Annotated in this window: 10 protein-coding genes; 5 read left to right on the forward strand and 5 right to left on the reverse strand. The window is 56.5% G+C overall.

From position 1 onward, the window contains the following. On the reverse strand, nt 1-906 hold a 906-nt coding region (locus FHS27_RS29850; RefSeq protein ID WP_246421317.1), incomplete at its 3' end, for an alpha-L-fucosidase. A 660-nt stretch (nt 907-1,566) separates the two neighbouring features. Between FHS27_RS29850 and FHS27_RS29855 the strand changes: the two genes are divergently transcribed. The 4 genes from FHS27_RS29855 (at nt 1,567) to FHS27_RS29870 (ending at nt 5,886) form a co-directional block, all read left to right on the forward strand. Continuing rightward, nucleotides 1,567-2,772, forward strand: coding sequence for a DUF3419 family protein (locus FHS27_RS29855; RefSeq protein ID WP_184309966.1), 1,206 nt, complete (start codon nt 1,567-1,569; stop codon nt 2,770-2,772). Beyond that, a complete protein-coding gene (locus FHS27_RS29860) occupies nt 2,769-3,497 on the forward strand; it encodes a class I SAM-dependent methyltransferase (protein ID WP_184309968.1) in 729 nt (242 codons plus the stop codon). The genes FHS27_RS29855 and FHS27_RS29860 overlap by 4 nt, the downstream gene beginning before the upstream one ends. Nucleotides 3,498-3,813: 316 nt before the next feature. Next, the gene (locus tag FHS27_RS29865) at nt 3,814-4,629 is read left to right on the forward strand and encodes an SDR family oxidoreductase (protein ID WP_009094174.1); all 816 of its coding nucleotides are present in this window, start codon (nt 3,814-3,816) and stop codon (nt 4,627-4,629) included. A gap of 177 nt (nt 4,630-4,806) precedes the next feature. Then, the gene (locus FHS27_RS29870) at nt 4,807-5,886 is read left to right on the forward strand and encodes a sugar kinase (RefSeq protein ID WP_184309970.1); all 1,080 of its coding nucleotides are present in this window, start codon (nt 4,807-4,809) and stop codon (nt 5,884-5,886) included. Between the two features lie 275 nt (nt 5,887-6,161). On the opposite strand, the gene FHS27_RS29875 is transcribed toward FHS27_RS29870, so the two are convergent. The 4 genes from FHS27_RS29875 to FHS27_RS29890 form a co-directional block, all read right to left on the reverse strand. Next, nucleotides 6,162-8,300 (reverse strand): adenylate/guanylate cyclase domain-containing protein, encoded by a 2,139-nt coding sequence (locus FHS27_RS29875; protein ID WP_184309973.1) that lies wholly within the window; start codon nt 8,298-8,300, stop codon nt 6,162-6,164. 109 nt (nt 8,301-8,409) lie between these two features. Beyond that, nucleotides 8,410-10,533 carry a DUF4139 domain-containing protein gene (locus tag FHS27_RS29880; RefSeq protein WP_184309975.1) on the reverse strand — a complete coding sequence of 708 codons (2,124 nt, stop codon included), beginning with the start codon at nt 10,531-10,533 and terminating at the stop codon, nt 8,410-8,412. A 338-nt stretch (nt 10,534-10,871) separates the two neighbouring features. Next, entirely contained in the window at nt 10,872-16,307 is a 5,436-nt protein-coding gene (locus tag FHS27_RS29885; RefSeq protein WP_184309977.1) for a choice-of-anchor I family protein, read from the reverse strand. A 559-nt stretch (nt 16,308-16,866) separates the two neighbouring features. Continuing rightward, entirely contained in the window at nt 16,867-18,999 is a 2,133-nt protein-coding gene (locus tag FHS27_RS29890; protein WP_184309979.1) for a glycoside hydrolase family 172 protein, read from the reverse strand. A 195-nt stretch (nt 19,000-19,194) separates the two neighbouring features. Here FHS27_RS29890 and FHS27_RS29895 point away from each other — a divergent pair, with 195 nt between their 5' ends. Beyond that, nucleotides 19,195-19,983, forward strand: a complete 789-nt coding sequence (locus FHS27_RS29895) for a hypothetical protein (protein ID WP_221225497.1) — start codon at nt 19,195-19,197, stop codon at nt 19,981-19,983. Nucleotides 19,984-20,212 lie beyond the last annotated feature (229 nt).

Consider the following 20,212-nt stretch of genomic DNA (forward strand, 5'->3'; position numbering starts at 1 on the left):
GGCGGTATCTTGCTCATGCAAGTATTGGGGCAGAAAACCGATCCTCGTGTCCAGAGAGATCCTCAAATTTGTTGCACCGCCCCGTGAACGGTTACATGCCTTGTTGCCGTCACGGGTGAAGATCGGAATATCGTCCACCCATAGAAAATCGGGATGGTATTTATCCTGGATTTCTTTCCACCGAGCGACATAGTCATCCGTGAACGCCTTGTCGTGGTCAAACGGGCCGTATAGCAAGGCCGCTTCGGGGACACGCTTGATTTCTTCGGCAATATCGGAATGCGGTTCACTGTCGACGACATACTTTTCCAGAGCGAAGAAACCCGTGTGTCGCTCGCGATGATACGACGGAGCGTACTTCATTCCCCGTTTACGTACGGCCTTGCCGAGGTCACCGACGAGATCCCGTTTGGGTCCCATGTCGACGGCGTTCCACGGCGTCAAATCAGAGTCCCAATTGGCCCAACCGTCGTGATGCTCTGCGGTCAGAACGACGTACTTCGCGCCGACTTCCGCAAACAATTCCGCCCACTGATCGGGCTCCCAATTCTCTGCCTGGAATTCAGGAATGATGTCCTTGTATCCGAACTCCGGGGGAGTCGCGCCCCAGCGTTCCTTCATGTAGGGGTAGTAGTGATCAGACTCATCATACAACCGTTTGGGAGTGTGCTCAGCATAACCAGCGCCGCCTTTCTTGTAGCCGATGACGCTGTATGGCCCCCAGTGAATAAAGATCCCAATCTTGCCATCGTCAAACCACGCGGGGACAGGCATCTTTTGCAAGGACTCCCAACTGCCGTCGTAGCGAGGCGTCGGCGACTCGTCAGCCAAAGCGGGCGCTCCCGCATTGAAGGCAGCGGTGAGAATGCTTAGCGAGCAGAGCAAGTGAAAGACATGTCTATTCATCGTTTTGACGATCGGCAACAGGCGGGAAGAATGGGGTGAGGGATCGGGGGGCAGGAACCACGGGGCCGTTGGATGGGCAGGGTGGCTGGAGTGGGGCGAGGTAGCTGGAGTGGGGCAGGGCAGGGTGGTGGGGCAGGGCAGGGCGGGGCAAAAAACGGGCCGGGTTGGCCGAAACGGGGCAGGGCAGCGTGGTGCAGGGCAGTCACATTTCGATACGCGTCTCGCGATCAGACCTCGGGCATTTCGATGCCACAGTGCGATCGCCTGGGTCGCCGCGAATACCACCTTTCGGGTATCTCACTACTCGTGCGGGAACAGAGTTTACCCCAACGGCTCGCCACGTCTGGGAGGTTTTGCGGCACCGAGGCAATCATTCGCGACATGCCAAAAGCGGTGCCGACCATGGCTGAGGGATCAAACGCATCTGACGCGACGCCACTTGCCAATCAATCACTCACCTTGGCCAGAGCCCGCAAATCGTTATTCGCAAACGCAATCTCGGACAACAACCTGCCAAAAATCTTTACGCAAGCAATGGCTCACAATCATCAAATCTAAACATCGCTTTGATACAAACCGGACGTCGTTAACCGGCGATCTGATGACCAAGCCGACCGACACCCTCTTGGTGCCTTGCCCTCTACAAAAGTGAATGACTCAATGGCGTTTCAGTGGCTTGCTAATCGTTGCTTTACTGCGGTCCACCGTCAGAATCTGGTTTACAACACTTGTTGGGAAGATCCAGAAATTGATCGCCGAGCTTTGGAGCTAGGCCCCGACGACAGCGTCGCGTTAATCACGTCGGCGGGATGCAACGCACTCGACTACGCGCTCGAAAGCCCTCGCGAAGTACACGCGATCGACGTCAATCCGCTTCAGAACGCATTGCTCGAACTGAAAATTGCGGCGATCAATACGCTCGACCACGACGACTTTTTCCAACTGTTCGGCAAAGGCTGCCACTCGCGGTGGGAATCACTGTACCGCGACAACGTCCGCGATCAACTCAGCCCTCAGGCAAAACAAGTCTGGGACCTGCGCAGCAATTTCTTTGACGGCAGCCACCGACGACGCAGTTTCTACTTCCGCGGCACGTCGGGTTTGTTTGCATGGCTGATCAACAGTTACGTCAAACGTTCCCCCGATCTGCGGGCCGCGATCGACGAATTACTGGACGCATCGAGCGTCGAACATCAACGAGAAATCTACGCCCGGCGAAACGTCGATCGCCTGCTGTGGACACGGCCGCTGCGGTGGGCACTGCGGCGTGATACGACGATGGCCATGCTCGGCGTCCCGCGGAGTCAGCGGAACCAAATCGACCGCGGCTATCCTGGTGGGATCGCGGGATTCATCCAGGATCGCATCGCGTCGGTGTTTCAAAACACACCGCTGAAGCACAACTACTTTTGGCGGGTTTACCTGACGGGTGAATACACCGAAGAATGCTGTCCTGAATACTTGAGGGCGGGCAACTTCGATCGCTTGAAAGGTGGGCTCGCAAACCGCATCTCGGTCCACACGTCAACGATCGAGACATTCCTCACCAATCATCATGGTCCGATCTCTCGGTTTGTTTTGCTTGACCACATGGATTGGTTGTACGACCGATTTCCGGAACACTTGGCGAGCGAATGGCAGGCGATTCTCGATCGCGCGGCGACGCATTCACGTGTCCTGTGGAGGAGCGCGGCGCTCGAAGTCGACTTCATCGACCCGCTCAAGGTTTGGTACGACGGCCAACGTTGTCGCTTGGGTGATTTGCTGTCCTACCATCGTGATTTGGCGAGACAACTCCATGACTGCGACCGCGTGAACACCTACGGCAGTTTCTATATCGCGGACGTCAAAGGTATGGCGGCATGAGTGCCTGGGCAAGTGATTTCCGTGTCCTTCGGCAACTTCTGCTACATCGCACGACCGGCTCGACACACCAGGACCGACTCGAAAGCTTCTATGGAAAACAGGCGGGGGACTACGACGGCTTTCGCTCTCGATTGCTGCACGGCCGCCGACCTCTCATCGAGAAACTCGAATTCAATGAGGGCGACGTTTGGGTGGACCTCGGCTGCGGCACGGGTGAGAACCTGACGCTCGCCGGCGATCGAGCATGCGGGTTATCGGAAGTGCACCTCGTCGACCTTTCGCCTTCGCTGCTGAAACTCGCAGAACATCGCCGAATTGCGAACGGCCCGGTAGTGAAGACGCACCTTGCCGACGCGACCACTTTCCGAGCGATCCAACGCCCCGCCGATTTGGTCACGTTTTCCTACTCACTGACCATGATCCCGGACTGGTTCGCGGCCATCGAGGCTGCGATCAATCTGCTCCGTCCAGGCGGTCAAATTGGGGTCACCGATTTCTACGTTTCACGCAAGCACGCCAATGCCCCAATGAAGCAACACGGAGGACTCCGCCGTGCGTTCTGGCAACATTGGTTTGCCGCTGACAATGTATTCCTCAACGGCGACCACCTCGCGATGCTGCGACGAAACTTCGAGACCCTGCACCTGAGCGAGAACTTCGGAAAGGTTCCCTATCTGCCGTTTCTCCGAGCGCCCTATTACGTCTTCACCGGTCGGCGTGTCTAACCAATCCGTTTGCCCAATACATTCGACCGACGCGTGCGATCTCCAATTCACATGGTCCCGTCCACGCCTCGTCATCGAAACGCCGTGCGGGGCACTGGCAAATGGTCACAAGACCGTTCACCTCGAAACGCCTATTTCCTGCGAGATAACGGCAATCGCGAGTCACCGAGATGACGCATCAGCACAAGACGACAATCTATGGAATAGGACGCCATTTAAGACCGAACGTCGCTCTCGGATTTCGCTACCGCGTTTCGCAAAAATGCACGTCTCGTCGTCTGGTTTCCGGGGAAACGTGTAGCTAGATTGTTCGGCTATGAATACGAACAACCTTTTTGATCTTAGTAATGATGTTGCCGTTGTGATCGGTGGCACAGGCGAACTCGGCGGCCACATGGCCGAGGCTCTTGGCAGTGCGGGAGCCAAGATTGCGGTCCTCGGCCGCAATGCCGAACGCGGCAACGCGCGAGCTGAAAAAATCATCAGCGCCGGCGGCGATGCGAAGTTCTTTGCGGCCGACGGGTTGAAAAAAGAATCGCTTGAGGCAGCCAATGACGCCGTCACGCAGTGGGCGGGCACGCCGACCGTTTTGGTCAACGCTGCAGGCGGCAACCATCCCGATGCAACCATTCCTCCCGGCGGAGACATCTGTGGCTTGCCGACCGAAGCATGGCAATCGGTATTCGATCTGAACCTGGTCGGCGGTGCGTTGCTGCCCAGCCAAGTGTTCGCGCCCGCCATGATCAAATCAGGTGTCGGCAGCATCATCAATATCGCATCGATGTCGGGAATCATCCCTCTCTCACGCGTGGTCGCTTACTCCGCGGCGAAAGCTGCCGTGATCAATTTCACGCTCTGGCTCGCTCGTGAATGGGCCACCACCGGTGTCCGCGTCAACGCGATCAGCCCCGGCTTCTTTCCGGCCGAACAGAACCGCAAACTACTCTTCAACGAAGACGGCACGTACACCGAACGCGGTGGACAGATCATCGGTCACACCCCGATGGCCCGCTTCGGCAAACCGGAAGAACTCGCCGGTGCCGTGATTTGGTTAGCCAGTCGCAACGCGTCGTCGTTCGTCACCGGGCAAAACATCGCCGTCGACGGCGGATTCGCCTCGGTCACGATCTAATCATTCACAAAGCTTCCGCCGTCGGAACTCACCAGGAGTTCCGACAGGCCATTTGCTCTTCAACGCCTCACTCGAAGCATTGGCTTTGCCCCCCAAAGTGTCCGTGAGCGATCAGAGCGACACATCACAAACCGTCTATCAACACACTTCTCTACTCTCAACACTGAAGTCCGTCGCATGAAAATCCCTGCCTCCGGTGCCGATCTCGATTTCCTCGCCTTGGGTGCATTGGTCCACCGCCTCGATCCTGGTGTGACCCCTTTCCGCACCGCGACCAACTTTGACGTCCACGTGTCGGGCGGCGAGTACAACTGTGCCGCAAACTTGGCATCGTGCTTTGGGCTGTCAACCGGCGTGGCGACCGCGATGGTCGACAATGGCATCGGTGAATTGATCCAACGTCAAGTTCGCGCCATGGGCGTGCGTCCTTTCTACAAGGACTTCAAACATGACGGCGTCCGCGGCCCCAACATGGCAACCGTGTACAGTGACCGCGGCCAAGGCGTTCGCCCACCCGTGGTGTTCTACAACCGCGCCAACGAGGCCGGTGCGATGCTGAAACCTGGTGACTTCGACTGGGACAAGATTTTCGCCGGTGGAGTCCGATGGGTACACAGCGGTGGGATCTTCGCCGCGTTGTCCGAGACGACCTCACAAGTCGTTGTCGAAATGATGGAAGCCGCTGGTCGCCACGGCGCGATCCGGTCGTTCGACCTGAACTACCGCGCGAAACTCTGGGACACCATCGGTGGCCTTTCCAAAGGCCAAGAGATGATGGCCAAGATCGTTCAAAACGTTGACGTGCTGATCGGAAACGAAGAAGACCTGCAAAAGGGCTGTGGTATCAAAGGCCCCGATGTCGAAGAAAAGACCAGCGGAAAACTAGACCCAGCCAACTTCTTCAAGATGATCGGCGACGCGGTCGAGAAGTTCCCGAATGTCAAAGCCGTTGCCACGACCCTGCGTGAGGTCCACTCGACCAATCGCCATTCATGGAGTGCCGTGTTGTGGCACGAAGGTAAAGAGTATGTCGCGCCAACGGCAGAACTCGATGTGATCGACCGCATCGGCGGCGGTGACGGTTTCGCATCGGGCCTGATCTACAGCCTGCTCGACGGCCGTGCCCCGGAAGAGGCTCTGAAGATCGGCTGGGCTCACGGTGCGTTGCTCACAACGTTCACCGGCGACGTCAGCCGCGCCACGTTGCCCGAAGTGGAAGCCTTCGCCAAAGGCGGCTCCGCTCGCGTGCAACGCTAGCAAGCGTCGCGAAATCCGACACCCGCGTGGTCAAATCACGCGGGCATTTTGTCGTGCGTATCCACGCGAATGACGCAGTCGAGATACGAGGCCTGGGCTTGTCGCCAAGATATTCGACAGACAGCCAGATCTGCCGCAACTCGTAACGAGTTCCGCGAAACTGCCGTTGAAGTGAGACGACGCTCATATCCGCACCGTCACGTTCATAACCGCACCGGCCACGGGCGGTTCGCGGTTTCAGTGCGGGGTTGGCACAACGCCTGCAACGTGCCCGCTCACTTCGATTGCATCTCCATCACCGGATTGATCTTTTTGGTTTGGTTCGTGATCGCATCAACAACACGTCCGAGCAACACAACGCTCGGCGTGTCCCCGGGATGCTCGTGCACGAGCGACGCCAATTCGCGTGCGGCGGACGTTAAGTCCGAGTGATGGAACGACCGCAACGCGGATTCGTATCGGTCTGCCATCGACCTCCAGGTCGGCTCGTTTCCAGTTTGCAACTCATAGAGTTCAACGATCTCTTTGACACCGAGCGGACGCACGTTTGCCAATCGTCGAGTTTGCATCGCCTCGTCGCATTCGGTGGCCGCATCGCTCCCGATTGCCTCGGCGTGATTCGCCGCCGTTCGTGCCAACGCGTCGCGGGTTGCTCGCGTGATTAACGCTGATACCCCAAACTTCTTGGTGATCCCTTGCACGCGACTGGCCAAATTGACCGTGTTGCCGAGCGGGCCGTACTTGAACTTCACCAACGACCCCGTATTTCCGACTCGCGCTAAACCGGTGTTAATACCGATGCCGACACCGAATCGCTCGGGCGTGATTTCTTTCCAACGCTCGCGCAAAGGCTCAATCTGCTTTAACATCTGGCACGCCGCGTTGCACGCACGACGAGCGTGGTCCGGCTGCTCCGCGGGTGCCCCCCACATCGCCATCAGTTCGTCTCCGACGTAATCCACCAACACACCATCGGTGCGGGTGACACACAGGCTCAACTGCGTCAGCACATCGTTGATCCACTCGATTGTCTTCTCAGGACCGACCCGCTCGGTGATCGCACTGAAGCCGCGAATGTCACAGAACAGCACCGACACCTCCGCATCACGCCCGGTCAGCAGATCTTCGTTTTGTTGCAAACGCTGAGTGATTGCCGGTGAGAAAAACTGCGTCATCGAGGCTTGAATCGCCTCCTGTCGCTGCCGTCCGATTCCTGCCGAAACCGCACCGGCCATCACCTCAAGCAACGTCGCTTCGAGATCACCGATCGGCGTATCCGGGTGATTAGTACCGTAACTCCGGTCGCCATACAGTGCACCGATCACGACGCCATGTTCATCAAAAATGGGTGACGCGACCGCTCGGTCGAGCAACATGATCGATGAACCGATCGTGTGCTTGTAGCTCTCCGGTTCATACATCACTGTCTCCCGTTTTTGCAGAACTCGCTGCAACAGCAACCGACTGCCCGAAGGCAACGGCACATCGAGACGCGTGTTCCGCTTCTTGGAAGTCGCTGGCGGTGTTTCCGAGCCGTCCGTTACTGATTCCGCGTTTTCGACCGTTTCATCGTTGCTGGATCGTTGGCCACTCAGCGGATTTGCACCTGCTGATGCGGTTTCGCCTCCGCCGAGATGGGTTCCCTCGCCGGTTTCTTGATCACGATGATCGAAATGGGCACGCACCCACCACTTCGATTCGTCTTCACGCATTAACACGTATGCGCGGTCGAGCTCGATCATGCCCGCAACACTTTGCACCGCGGTATCAAAAAATTCGTCACTGCCCGCAGATTTCTTAACCACCGCGAGAGCCTGGCGAACCAAGTCGACCGCGGCATGCCCACGGTTCGGATTTGAATCCTCGGTGAAGGTGCGAATGAAGCTCGCGCCCGGATTCATTGGCATCGTGAAGTCGGCCCGGAAGAGATCCGGGTTCGGCGATGCCGGCCGTTTGGAATCCGGCGAGATTGTTCGGAACGAAGCCGAACCCTGCGACTCATAATCACTGCCGACGTCGGACTTCTTCTCCGACAAACTCGTGCACAGCACCACCTTCACGATCAAATTCTCAGGCAACAGAATCGTGAACTCACGATCGTGCTGCACGGTCGCCTTTGGCATCACCGGCACAGGATCCGACGCGATCTGAAACGTCGATCTCGCGTGCAGATTCCTCAGTTCGAGCTTACCCTCATCGTTGATCGAAACACTTAACGCATGACGCGGCAATCCCAACGACGTGATCGGCGCGATCGCGATCCGATACTGGTTTCCGAGATCTTGCACCTTTCGGAGGATCGCATTTTCTTCGTCACGCGATTGCCGCCCGATCTCCAGCGGCAATCCCGATTCGCCGATCCAGCACTCCTGTTGGCCTTGCCATAGAGTGACATCCACCACGGGCGACGACATGTAAACTCAACCTTTTGCGAAAACGTAGCCATGCGAAGCATCAAGAATTTCCATCGTATCCTAATCGAGAGGCATCACTGAGGGGGCGTTTGCCGACATGCCACCGGCATCAATTACCTCCCATACCACCCATTCCGCCCCCCATCATGCCGGGCAGATCGAGTTCGCCGATTTCCTGCTCCGTCGTTGGCTCGACCGACAACACACGACTGCGGTCGAATTCGACGGAATAACCGTACTTCACGTCGGTGGCATCGCTGCCATGCGTCGTCGCGCCAAGCGTTAAGTCCCATCGCAACAATCCGTACGGTTTCTGAACCCGTTCGAACAGTCCGTCGCTGCTGATCGGCGTGGAAACGTCACCGAGTTCAACGCGAATTTGCTCCGCCTGACCGCTCAGAGGAATCCGATCGAGCAACCGAACGCGCACTTCGCGGTCCTTGAAATTATTGAGCACCAATCGGTATTCGAATCCGAGTTTGCGGTTCCCGCCTTGAACCGCGTCGCTCTTATTGACCAATTCTCGTCGAGTCCGAACCTGCCCGTCGGCACCGAAACCGATCACCAAACGCTGACCGCTCGCGGTCGTCGGAACCGTCATCGTCCCCACAAAACGATCATCGAGATAAATGGATGCCGGCCCACTGAGCAAACCGAACGGCATCTCATTGACCAACTCCACCTCACGATAGGCGAAACTGCTCAACAACGGGATCGCGACATGGTACAGGTCTCCGGTGAGTCTCTGCTCGACGATTTCGACGAGCTGTTGTTCTCGACGCGATTCCAGGCTGACGAGTCCCTCGATCACGTAGGTCTGCGTAGCGACCTCATCGGTGGCATCCGAGGCGAGCCCACGTGCTTTGCGTGCCGACGCCATGAACTCGAGGTTCTGCATTTCGTCGGCGAGGCGGTTGAGTTGCAGATCGCGTGCGGACTCCTGTTCGGCCTTCCCTCCCTTCCCGCGAGATTGCTCCACACTCTGCTGCCTGATACGCAACGACTTCATCTTGCTCTGCAACGGCGACATATTCTCGCCGTACATCGAACCACTCCCCATCATCTGACTCGGCATCGCCCGCTGAGGAACCGATGATTGCTGCATATTTTCCATCTCCATTCCTCCCAGTTCCGCCTGAGCGTTTCCAAACAGATCATCGAGACCGGAGCGAGACTGACTGCCACCTACCGCTGCCCGCACTCGCAGCGGAGCCAAACTCGGCCCTGATGCTGAAGCGAGCGGTGAGGTCGTCGAAAGAGTCAACCGAACGCGATCCCATGACTCGCCGCTGAGCTGACCGATGACGGCCCCGTATCTCATGGTGATCTGATCCGAATCGACCGCGCCGCTCATCGTATACTGCGGCGACCAACCACAACCGCCGACGGAATAGCTCAACCGGATGGAACCGGAGTCCGACCCCGCGTCCCCATCTTCGACATCATCGTTGGACCGCCTTCCCTCAGCCCCGACATCGACGAACACGCGAGCCTCATACCGAGTGTGCTGACTGCCGCTGGTTAGCTGCGATCGTTCGCGAACGAGCTGATTACGACGTTCGTTCAGTTCGCTGGTTTCGTTCTCAATATCCAAGAGTCGATCATTCAACTCCTCGCGTTGACGCATCGAGTAAGTCATCAATTGGGTGAGCGTCTCGGCATCGAGAACACCGTTGTTGAGATCCGCAGACGCAGCCTGACGGCTGAACCCGATCATCTGATCGAGCGTTTGCAAATTGGTCGTCGTCACCGACCGTGCCTGCTGAAGTCGCCCTAATTCGATGCCGACTCCGGCGAGTTGCTCATCGAGTTCTTGCACTTCCTCGCGAGCGGACTCACGAATCGGTTCCTGAACCACACGCACCGCGCGAATCGAAATGGAATCATTGCCTTCTGCAAAAACACTGGCCACCATCAACTGTTCCGGCAACCCGGTAACCAGCACCTCGTGCGGCCCCTCGGCGAGCGGCTGATCACTCGCCAACGAGATCGAGCGAGTCACCAAGGCAGAATCACGAAACAGAGTCACGTCCGTAATTTCACCCGGCGAAACAACCGCGGCCGCTCGTTCGTTTGACCGTTCGTCAGATTCCTGCGCTGCGATCTCCTGCACTGCGATCGCACCGACACCCGTGCCTCCAACGAACAAAAGACAAACAAGCAACGGCCCGAAACACGACCGACGAGGATTGGGGTTGGACACAAGCAGCGGGCATTGGGATTGCAGAGACACGAGATCACCTTCGGCGCGGATGGGGACAAGACGCTTTCAAGACATCTTCATTCTACCCACAACCGACACCGCCATCACACAAACCGCCCACCACCTCCACTTCAACCCTAAAGAGTTGCGGAGAAAGAACCACGAAACACACGAAACACACGAGAAAGCAGGCGAGGTTCTGCCGGGGAGACGGCACATGCACAGCTTTCGCTGCGTTTAAAGTCCTTCGTGGTTCAAAAACACGTCTGGCTCAGAATGTCCCTGAGCACGGAAAAGGGCTCACGAATGAAACAACGCCAGCCAAGACGTGCTAGGCTGGCGTTGTGCACTCGTATCGGAGCTGTTTTCTAAGAGAGCAAGCGGAGATTCCCCTGATCTAACGATAGCGATTCGAGTAGTTCTTCGAGTGACTCGCGGTCTTCATCGGTATCCACATCGACCTGTGCGAGAGCCGCAAAATCGATTGCCTGACCGGGATCGAGATTGAGTCGCTTTCGCGTTTCCTGTTCGACTTGCGCAAACGTTTCGTCAATCGCATCGGCGGTTGCCTCTCTCGCTGTCGCGTCCTTACTCAGTTCGTTTGCGACCAGAGGCATCGCTTCGGGAATCGCCTCGCCGTTAATCTCGTTGATCACGCGAAGGGCATCAACCGCAGTGGTGTGACCATCTTCGTTGACGTCCAAGAACGCCCGTGAAATCAATTCCGTTGGCTCGTTCAACGCGTTGATCACCAAGAGGGCATCCAGCGCGGTGGTGTAGCCGTCGTTGTTGACGTCGGTCGATGTTCGCTGGTTACTGAACGGCCCTAAGCTCGCCAAAGTCTTTTGAAGCTCCAGCGAAGCCGGAGCGATACTCGGGGTCGCAGTCGCGAGTTCGGGGGTTGGATAGACTCTGCTGAATTGCAACTGCGATCCGTCGGCGGCGGTCAATCCGTGGTTGGCGTCGAACAAATCGAGATCGTCGAAATCGACCATGCCCGATCCATCGAAATCGGCCCAGGCGGCCAGATCGCTGGGCCCTGACACAACCGATCCGAACGCGGCTGCAAAGATCGAGAAATCAGCGAAGTCAACTTGGTCGCTGTCGTTGGCGTCGTAAGGAACCGCCCACATCCCGGTTTCAGGAGATTGTCCGACTCCCACGCTGCCAACAATGCTGCCCGAAGTCACGGTCGCGTTTTCGATCGAAAGCCCGAGATCGTATGGTCCGATATGGTTGGTGGCTTCGTCGACGGGAGCATCGTCATTTGGCCCCGGTGTGAACCGAACGCGCCCCAACAAGATCGGCCCACCCGCCATAATCGGTGACGCGGCGACGAGCGAAATGTCGCTGACCGATCCACTGATGTCATCGACAGCGGTGGTGCCGACCGAACTGAATCCGGCGGCTGGTTCGAAGACCCATGCACTGGTGAGCGTCGTGTTGTAGGCAAGATCAAACGTGACTGCGTTGACGGCCTGCGTGTTGGATTCGGGCGTCAAGTAGACCTCGGTCGTGAAGGATTCCCACTCATGAACGTATCCAACGGAGGCGGGAAGTTCACCAACGCGTCCTTCAGCATCCAGAACGCTGTCTTGGCGAACGACAGCCAAGTCCAACATCGCGGTCTGAACGTGCTGGACGGATTCGACATCGGTCAGATCGACCGAACCGGGATCCAAGTTCCCCCCGCCAAACCGCGCGAACGGAAGCGAGCCTTGTTCCAAGGTGTACGTCGCAGTACCGCCTGCGGTGGCGACAACTTTAAAGTAACCAAAACGAACCCAGTTCGGCGCGAGACCTTGGCCGGTCTGCAACGTGCCGCCACCCAAGTCATCGATCAGCCCCGCCGCGTCATCGATCGATCCCGATGGCAACAGGTCATAGTCGTCATTTGAAACGTCAACCGCATCGACTACGTCAGTGTTGTAGCGGATGTCAATTTGACCGCCCGCGAGTCCTGAGAACTGATTGTCGAAATCTTGCACCCAAGCTTCGACGTAGTAGGTGCCGCCGATGGGACTCGAGGAGATCGCGTCGGGCAGGGCAGAGGATCCCGGAGCGGACGGCGTTGCAACGGCTCGCAGTTCGACATCCAAGACGGATTGCCCGAGTTGGAAAATGGTCACCGTGCCGCTGACTTCATTGGCCGAAATCAACAACGGTTGACCGTTGGGGCTGTCGGCGGCGGAAACAAATTTCAAATCTTCAACACCGAGATCGCCAGCCTCTTCAATATCCTCAGCGTCTGCGTCACGATTGTTGATGTACTGCACGAACGTGGCTTCGGCGGGCGACGAAATGTCGTAAACAAACACGCCGCCAGTTCGCTCCAATCCGATAAACGCATAAAGCCGATCGCCGATCATGCCGGTCGTGATGGCTTCCGGCTCGGGTCCTTTGGCATCGCTGCGAGAGTCGAATTCGTTTTCGTCATTGGCGTTATTGAATAGGTCGGGCACCAACTGCGCGGTAAGCTGCTCGAACTGGTCGCCAGAATCGAAAACGACGTTTCCGGACGAGTCCCAAATCGTGAACGAACGACTGCCGTAGGCGAATAACTGATCGAAATCGCCATCACCATCAATGTCGCCGTCAATGTTGGAGATCGTCAATCGGCCTAGCGACTCGTTTTCTTGTAGCTCGGCTTCGTTGGGAAAGACGGTGTCATCGAGGTCAATGTCTTTGATGCGATCTTCGTCAAAGTCACGCGAGTCGCCTTCGTTAGCGGTGGCGTAATACGTTTGCCCGCCGATTTCAAATGCGGTGATCGCATCAGGCATGTACAGACCAAAGACCGGAACGGGAGCGATCGCAATCGCGTCGTCGCGGTCGCTCGGATCGAGCCCGTTGCCGGGCAGCGAGTGATCTTTCACCCCGAGTGGTTGGATCTCAATGATTTCGGGAACCGTCAGATCGACGACCGCGACCGAGTTGGCTTCTTGAAGCGTCACGAAGGCTCGCGTTCCGTCGGGCGAAACGGTGGCGTATTCAGGTTCCAAATCACGCGAGGCGGATCGGCCCGGAAAAATTCGCACGCCCGCCGCACGCAGGACGTCTTCCTGTCCATCGAACGCGGTGAAGTCGAGCGTCGTCACGTCGAAGGCGGTGATGAAACCTTCGCCGCGTAATCGGTTGAGATCGATCACGCTGATCGTGCCCATCGGATCGATCGTGGGGTTCGGATCTTCCAAATCGTCAGGTTCACCTTCGCCCGCGACGACAACGGTATTGCCATCGGGTGAAAAGGTCAGCGAGTCAGGCAGTGCGCCGACGGCGACGCTTCCAAGGAAACCACCATTGGTGTCATAGAACAACACGCCACCAGGATTGGTGTGGATCGGTGCGGCGACGGCAACGGCCACAATGCCTCCCGAGATCGCGACGCTATTCACGCCGCCCGTGCCACTAGGAAATGTGATCGGCGAGAGCGGTGTGGGTGCGGACGGATCGGCGATGTCCAACACGCCGATTTCATTTGCGTCAGCGTTGGTGAAGAAGACACGTTGCGACTGGGGATCATGAGCCACGATCTCTGCCGCCGAACCGTCAAACACGCCTGTGGAATAGGTTCCCGCGACCGAAATTTTGAAACTGTCGACGGACGACGGCGTCAGAATCGTGTCCCGCGTGAGCACCAGGTTCTGAATGCGTTGATCTTGCAAAGGCGAGGTTTCGCTGTCGCGATACGGGCTCGTGCCCCCATCGGGATTGTGATTGGCGAGCAGGTATTCCGCCAACGCATCTTGTTCGCGACCGGTGGTGAACACCGTGGAGGCTCCATCGGACAGCCCCGCATCGGCCAAGTGAACCATGTCGTCTCCAAAGGCGGGAAACGGATAGCCGTCGCCGCCGATGGGCGATCCGCCGGAGAAAATTCCGGCTAGGAAGTCGAGCGTCACAATCCGGATTTCGCGATTCGGATTACCGATCAATTGGCCGTCTTGGACCAGCACGTCAATCGTTTCACCGGAGTCGTCGACTAACACGAAACTGCGCACACGTTCGCCAGGTTGCACAACGTTCGCGTCGCTATCGAGAATTTGTTCGGGACGTGTGGGATCGAAACTAAACCGAGCACCGCCGATTTGGGGGAATTGCCCGGGAGTCGCGTTTCCCGCGGCATCGGTTCCCGCGACACCGTGCTCGATCAATTGTTTCAGTTCCAACGCCGTGACGGTCATCACGGTCAGACCGTTATCAAACCGCAGTGCGTTCTCGACGTCCAACTGCGAGATCTCGCCTGCTTCTTTACCCGCGTCAGGGTTGGCTGCGGTGGGAAGTTTTTCGCCGGTTAAACCGTCGATCGCCCCGATCGCGGCGCGGATACCGCCACCATTTTTAATCGAGACAGCGACGGTACTGTCCAACTGCCGCGCGACCATCAGGTTCGCATCCGCGGTCAGGTCACCCAGGTTGGTTTCCTGAGTACGAATCTCGGCTCGTCGTCCTTCGATGAAGACATCCGTCGCACCAAAGATCTCGCCGTCTTTCGCCGTGACCACACCACGAACGGCTTGGACGAGTTTATTGACTTCGGTCGCTTTAGTGCTGCCCGCGATGGCAGTTGCGATGTCTACCGCACCAGTGACGGCGAGCGTGCCGGCTTCGTCGGTGGCAAACACGCCGCTCACGCTCGAATCCAACATGGCGGGCAACACGACACCGTTTTCGTCGAAGTCGATCACTAACCGGCCGACATAGCTGTATTCACCATCGGTGCTGACGATCAAAGTTGGATCGCTATCCGCATTGCTGGTTTGCAGCGGGTAGGTTCCTTCAGCAACATCCCCCGCCCGCAGCGTGTCCTGCGAGTCGGCGAGCAACGTGTCCGATCCACCAGCGACAATCACGTCGACGCCGTGCAGCAATCCGGCGAGTTGTTCTTCGAGAGAGATTTGTTGCAGGTGGCTGACCACAATAATTTTATTGACGTCATCAGCGTTGCCGGCGATGTCGTCTTCACCATCCGCGATATCGGCGATAATCGGGTTCAGTACGTCAGCCAACGCTTGCATGTCGTTGCCGGTTCCCGCGTTAGAAACGGTCCCGCCGGGTGATGAAATCTGGCTAAGCAACTGCGTCGTGGCACCGACGATCGCGACCGATTCACCATTAACGTTCGCGATAGTCGCTGGAGCGATTTTGGCGTGCGACGCGGTGGCCGGTAAATCATTCAAGTCCGCTTGATACTCCGTCGTCGCCAGCACGTCCGACGTGAACAGACCCGACAAACTCGGATCACCGGAGAAATCGAGATTAGCGCTCAGGTACGGGAATTGTGCTCCCAACCATCGCACGTCGCCAAGACCAGCACCGCGAATGTCGGTACCAATCAAACCGCCGAGAGTGTCGCTGCCAAAGTCAAACTCGTGGTTACCGAGTGCCGACGCATCGAAACCGAGCACATTCATAATCGAGATGTCGACTCGCCCACCGTCTTCACGAATGTTGGTAAGAGCTGGGTCGTTAAACAGTGTTTGGTAAGAGTCCTGCAAAGGCGTCCGCAAACTGGCGTCACCCGATGCACTGAAAAACGGACCTCCGATGAAGTTATCACCAGCAGACACCAGTAGCGAACCACGTCCGTCCGCATCCGCTTGGGCTTCGAGCGATTCAACGATCGCGGCGAAGTGGGGTGCGTCCGAGATGGCATCAACGCCACCTTCGAGATCGCTGGCGTGTAGGAGTTGCAAGGAGAAATCCGATGCGAGCATGCGACGAGATTCCAAGCCTTGCAAGCCGCATCGCCTACGTTGTTGATGACGCCGGGAACGGCAACGGGTCAGTGATCGTTTTGCCACAGTGTTTATTCCTGATTCGTTCTAACTCGGGGGAGAAGGAAGTTCGGGCGGAATATAGCGGCCGTATATGAACAACCCGTAAACGAATCGCGGTCGTTTCTGTGTAGCTTTGGCGAATTTTCAGCGAACACGCTTCGCCCCGATGAATGAACGACACCGAGAGCGCGCAGGATCTTCACCTGAATTTCTTGATCACGCTGCCGTAGCGAGAGTCAGCAAGTCTTTCGGCAAATGCCATGAACACCCAACCTCGTTGACGACGCCCCAAACCACGATGTCGTCGCGCATGCGCTCGCCGCTCGCGAGTCTACTATTTGGGCGTGCGTCTGCGTGCATTCCTGCGGCTCGCGGCGTGGGCGAATACTGGGCTGGTGTGACGTATACTGATGGGGAGAGGCTTATGCGAGCCATTGTCCCGCTGATTTCTGCGTTACCTGAAGCCGCAAATTCGGTGGCGGGCGGTTGGATGAGTTCGGCTCATAATAAGGCCGCTCTCCCGCGAATTTCTCACTTTTCACTTCGTCTTTGGAGCTCGCTTCCGGCTAGGTCAAAACGGGTGTTATTTGGAAAGCCGTAGGTAATCCAGTCCGAATAGGTAGTCTCCAGATCCATGGCCCCCTTTCGTATTCTCATTGCGACCGACAGAAGTCACTTTGAAACGATGCAATCCTTTCGCGAGCCGCATCGTTCCTAAAGAAATTTCTCCAGTAGTCGTTACGGTGGTCGCGTGCAGGTCGACTACCGAGCCGAGCGGTTTGTCATCGATAGCAAACTTGAAAATCCCATAATCGACGGCCTTAGTGAAGACAGCCAGCAATTCATAATCGCCGTCCGCTAGAACGGAGAACTCGATTTCAATCGAGTCCCCCTGGTTACCCTCCGTCCAAATCAGCTGTGCATCACCGGTCCATAATCCATCGCGGTAGGTGGACATGTTTTGGACCCAGGTTTTTCCTGAATCAACACCGATTACGGCCAATTGCTCGCCTTCGATCGCATCTGCTGGTGGCTTGGGTATCTGCATCGTCAAAGGCACCACGTCAATCTGCTCGGCTGAAGGTCGCGGGTGCCGTCGCTCAGCAAGCGGCACGATTGGGTACGGTCGCTTCATGCCCCGGTCCGCATACCAGTAGACGCAGGCGTCGTAGACACAGGGGCGGCAATCACTGTTTGGCATAACTTCGATAAACCCTTGGAAGCTGCTCAGAAACGGCACGTCATCGCAGACATGAAAACGGCAAACGCTTGTGTCCTCGTTCGCGTCGGGTCTCATACGTGAAACGGCCGCCAGTGCACTATCGAAGGTGTTAAACGGAGGATCTGCGGCCCAGGCATACCCGATATAGTCTTCGCTGCCGGTGCCGACGGTCGAAGGAAACTTCTCACCATCGACGAAGAATTTTTCATCCCCTTCTCCCCACCAACCGCCGAACTTCCAGATATGCTCAGCCATGCCGACGTATCGCCCTTTCCCTTCCATCACGAGCAACGGCCAATCCGGCCATCGGTCGCCGCCTCTGCGCATGAAACGATTCTCGGCCAAGCCGGCAAAGTCATCGGAATGCCACACTGCGCCGAAACGGAGCAACCGTGCTGCCGTCGATTGCTCAAGTTCAACGGTCTCTAACTCCACCTCCAGTTGCCGAGGTTCTTCCCCATCGTTGGTGAACATTATTTGAGCATCCGACGCAAAAGGCATGTACCAATGCGAATAAAACGCATTTTCGACGCACCCCATTGTCAGTGTTTTGAACGGGTTCATCCCTGGTGACGTTGCGAAGAAGTCGCCGAGGGGAGCCCAGACGCTCGGCGACGTTTCGCCGTCCCAGAACATCGAGATCGTTAATTCTCGCAAAATGTCTTCCTGGGCAATTTTGCTTTGAGGCAACTCCAGAGGAGTTACCCTCAGCGTTCGAATTGCTCCGGCACCTCGTAGTGACAGGCTCTCGGACTGCCCTGACTGAATAGTAAGGGTTCTCTTTTCCCTGGCGAGCGTGGTATCGACACCGTACGGACTTGCTCCACGATTGTCCCATGTATCGCTCGCACGTTTGAGGTTGGCAATTACCTCCGGTGTAAAGCCCGGGAATGGCTGAACTTGAGTTCCTTCTGGAAACAGCGTGTGGGTGCAGTGAAAGTACCTACCCCAGCCTTCTTCTACGACGACCTTGCATGATTTGGCAAACGAAATCGGGACGAACTCGTTGCGGCCCCGCGAAAGAGTCTTGGCCAAACCAGGAAACGTATTCTCAAGATCGTCGAAATAGGCTGCGAAAGGTTTATCTGCAACGGGTGTCTCCTTGTCATCAAGAAAAATTTTCACGTGCCCGTTGTCGGCCCTTGCCGACCAGATCCGCCACAGTACTCCAGGCCCTTTCAGGTCCACCATCACTTGTGCATTGCCTTCACGTCGAATGCAGCCTCCACCGTCGTCGTTAGCACCCCAGTTTCGATATATATTTGTTTGTGGGTCATGCAACATCCCCCGATCGTAACTGGTAGAAGCGAACGTCTTTTCGCCAGGAACAATCGGGTTCGCGAGACGCTCCAGATCGGTTAGTCTCGCAACAAAATCCATGTAAGTCAGTTGATCAATAGCCCACGTAGGCTGAGTGTCAGCCAGAAAAAACAACGCATTCGCAAACAGGGCCAGTCGCAATGCAAGAGGCCACTCCTTGTTGGTGAAGCTCATTGGTCGTCTCCTTCGTTCCGGTTTGTTTTGAAATGAGCACTTTAATTCAGCGGGAGGCAGGCTTCTATCCGACGCATTTCTTGCGAGTCAACCATTGGCAAGAGCGAAATGATGGCGTCAAGTTCCTGACACCTCGTGCCACGCTTCGTGATCCTAGTTGATTCGCACTCGCGTTCTGACGAAGATTTTGCCAAGGTGAAAATGACACAGAACGCCCCCCCACACGAATCAAGAAAAAACCGCACTGTCGTCTGCTCAGAGAACCACATACTGATGAAACTGTCATTTGTCATCTTCCTGCTCGTCTGGCAATTCTTGCTGGCAACCTTCCTGACGCTTGGTGGAATTGAGAACGAAAAGCTTGGGACGATGGCCAAGATGTTGTGGGGAGTGAACTTGCTTTGGATCGGCGTATTCGGAATCATTTCACTTTATCTTCGCGACCACGTGAGAGAGATTGGCCAGCGATTGGGTGGTAAAAGACTTACGATATTCTTTACCTCCGTCACTGCGCTTGCGTTAATCGAAGAAGCAATCACAACCGCCATGACGAACTGTGCCCCGCTGTTCGGAGCGGAAATCGGCGAGGTCTACATTACGGCGTCGGCCAATTATCTCGATGTGGTATTTTACCACAGCGTCGTTGTATTCTTGCCTCAGTTTGCTTTGCTCGGTTGGCTACTTCGCAAATACGCTATCTCACCCTTTGCAGTTTTTGTTTGCTATGGGTTAACCGGCTTTGTCAACGAAGCACTTTTCGCAGGCCCGAATCCGCTTCTGCTTCCCCAGTGGATTTTGATTTATGGGCTACTGGTGTTTCTTCCTGCTCATTTATTCTCAACTGACAAAGATCGCAAACCGATGCGTTGGTACTTCTTTCCCGCCGTGGTTTTGCTCCCAATACTCGCATCCGTTCCGATGGTGGGCTTGTTGCTATTTGTCATTGCACCGGGGCATCCGAGTATCCATTTCCCACCGATGTAATTGGCAAGCTGGTGATTTCAAACGTCAACATCAGCAAGCATACAAATTGACTGAACCACGGCGAAGTTTTGTTCGGCTACAAAATAGCGGTCTCCACCTTGATGCAGCTACCGGTGTTTTACGAGTGAGGTCTCTTAGGACTTGTTCGGAAATAACTTCGGCAATCTTGTAGAATCGAGGCATCTCGATTCCACGGAGGCCAACGATGAAGGACGTTTACGGACAGGAC

It is taken from the genome of Aporhodopirellula rubra, from assembly GCF_014192335.1.
In the GTDB taxonomy this organism is placed as follows: Bacteria; Planctomycetota; Planctomycetia; order Pirellulales; family Pirellulaceae; genus Rhodopirellula; species Rhodopirellula rubra.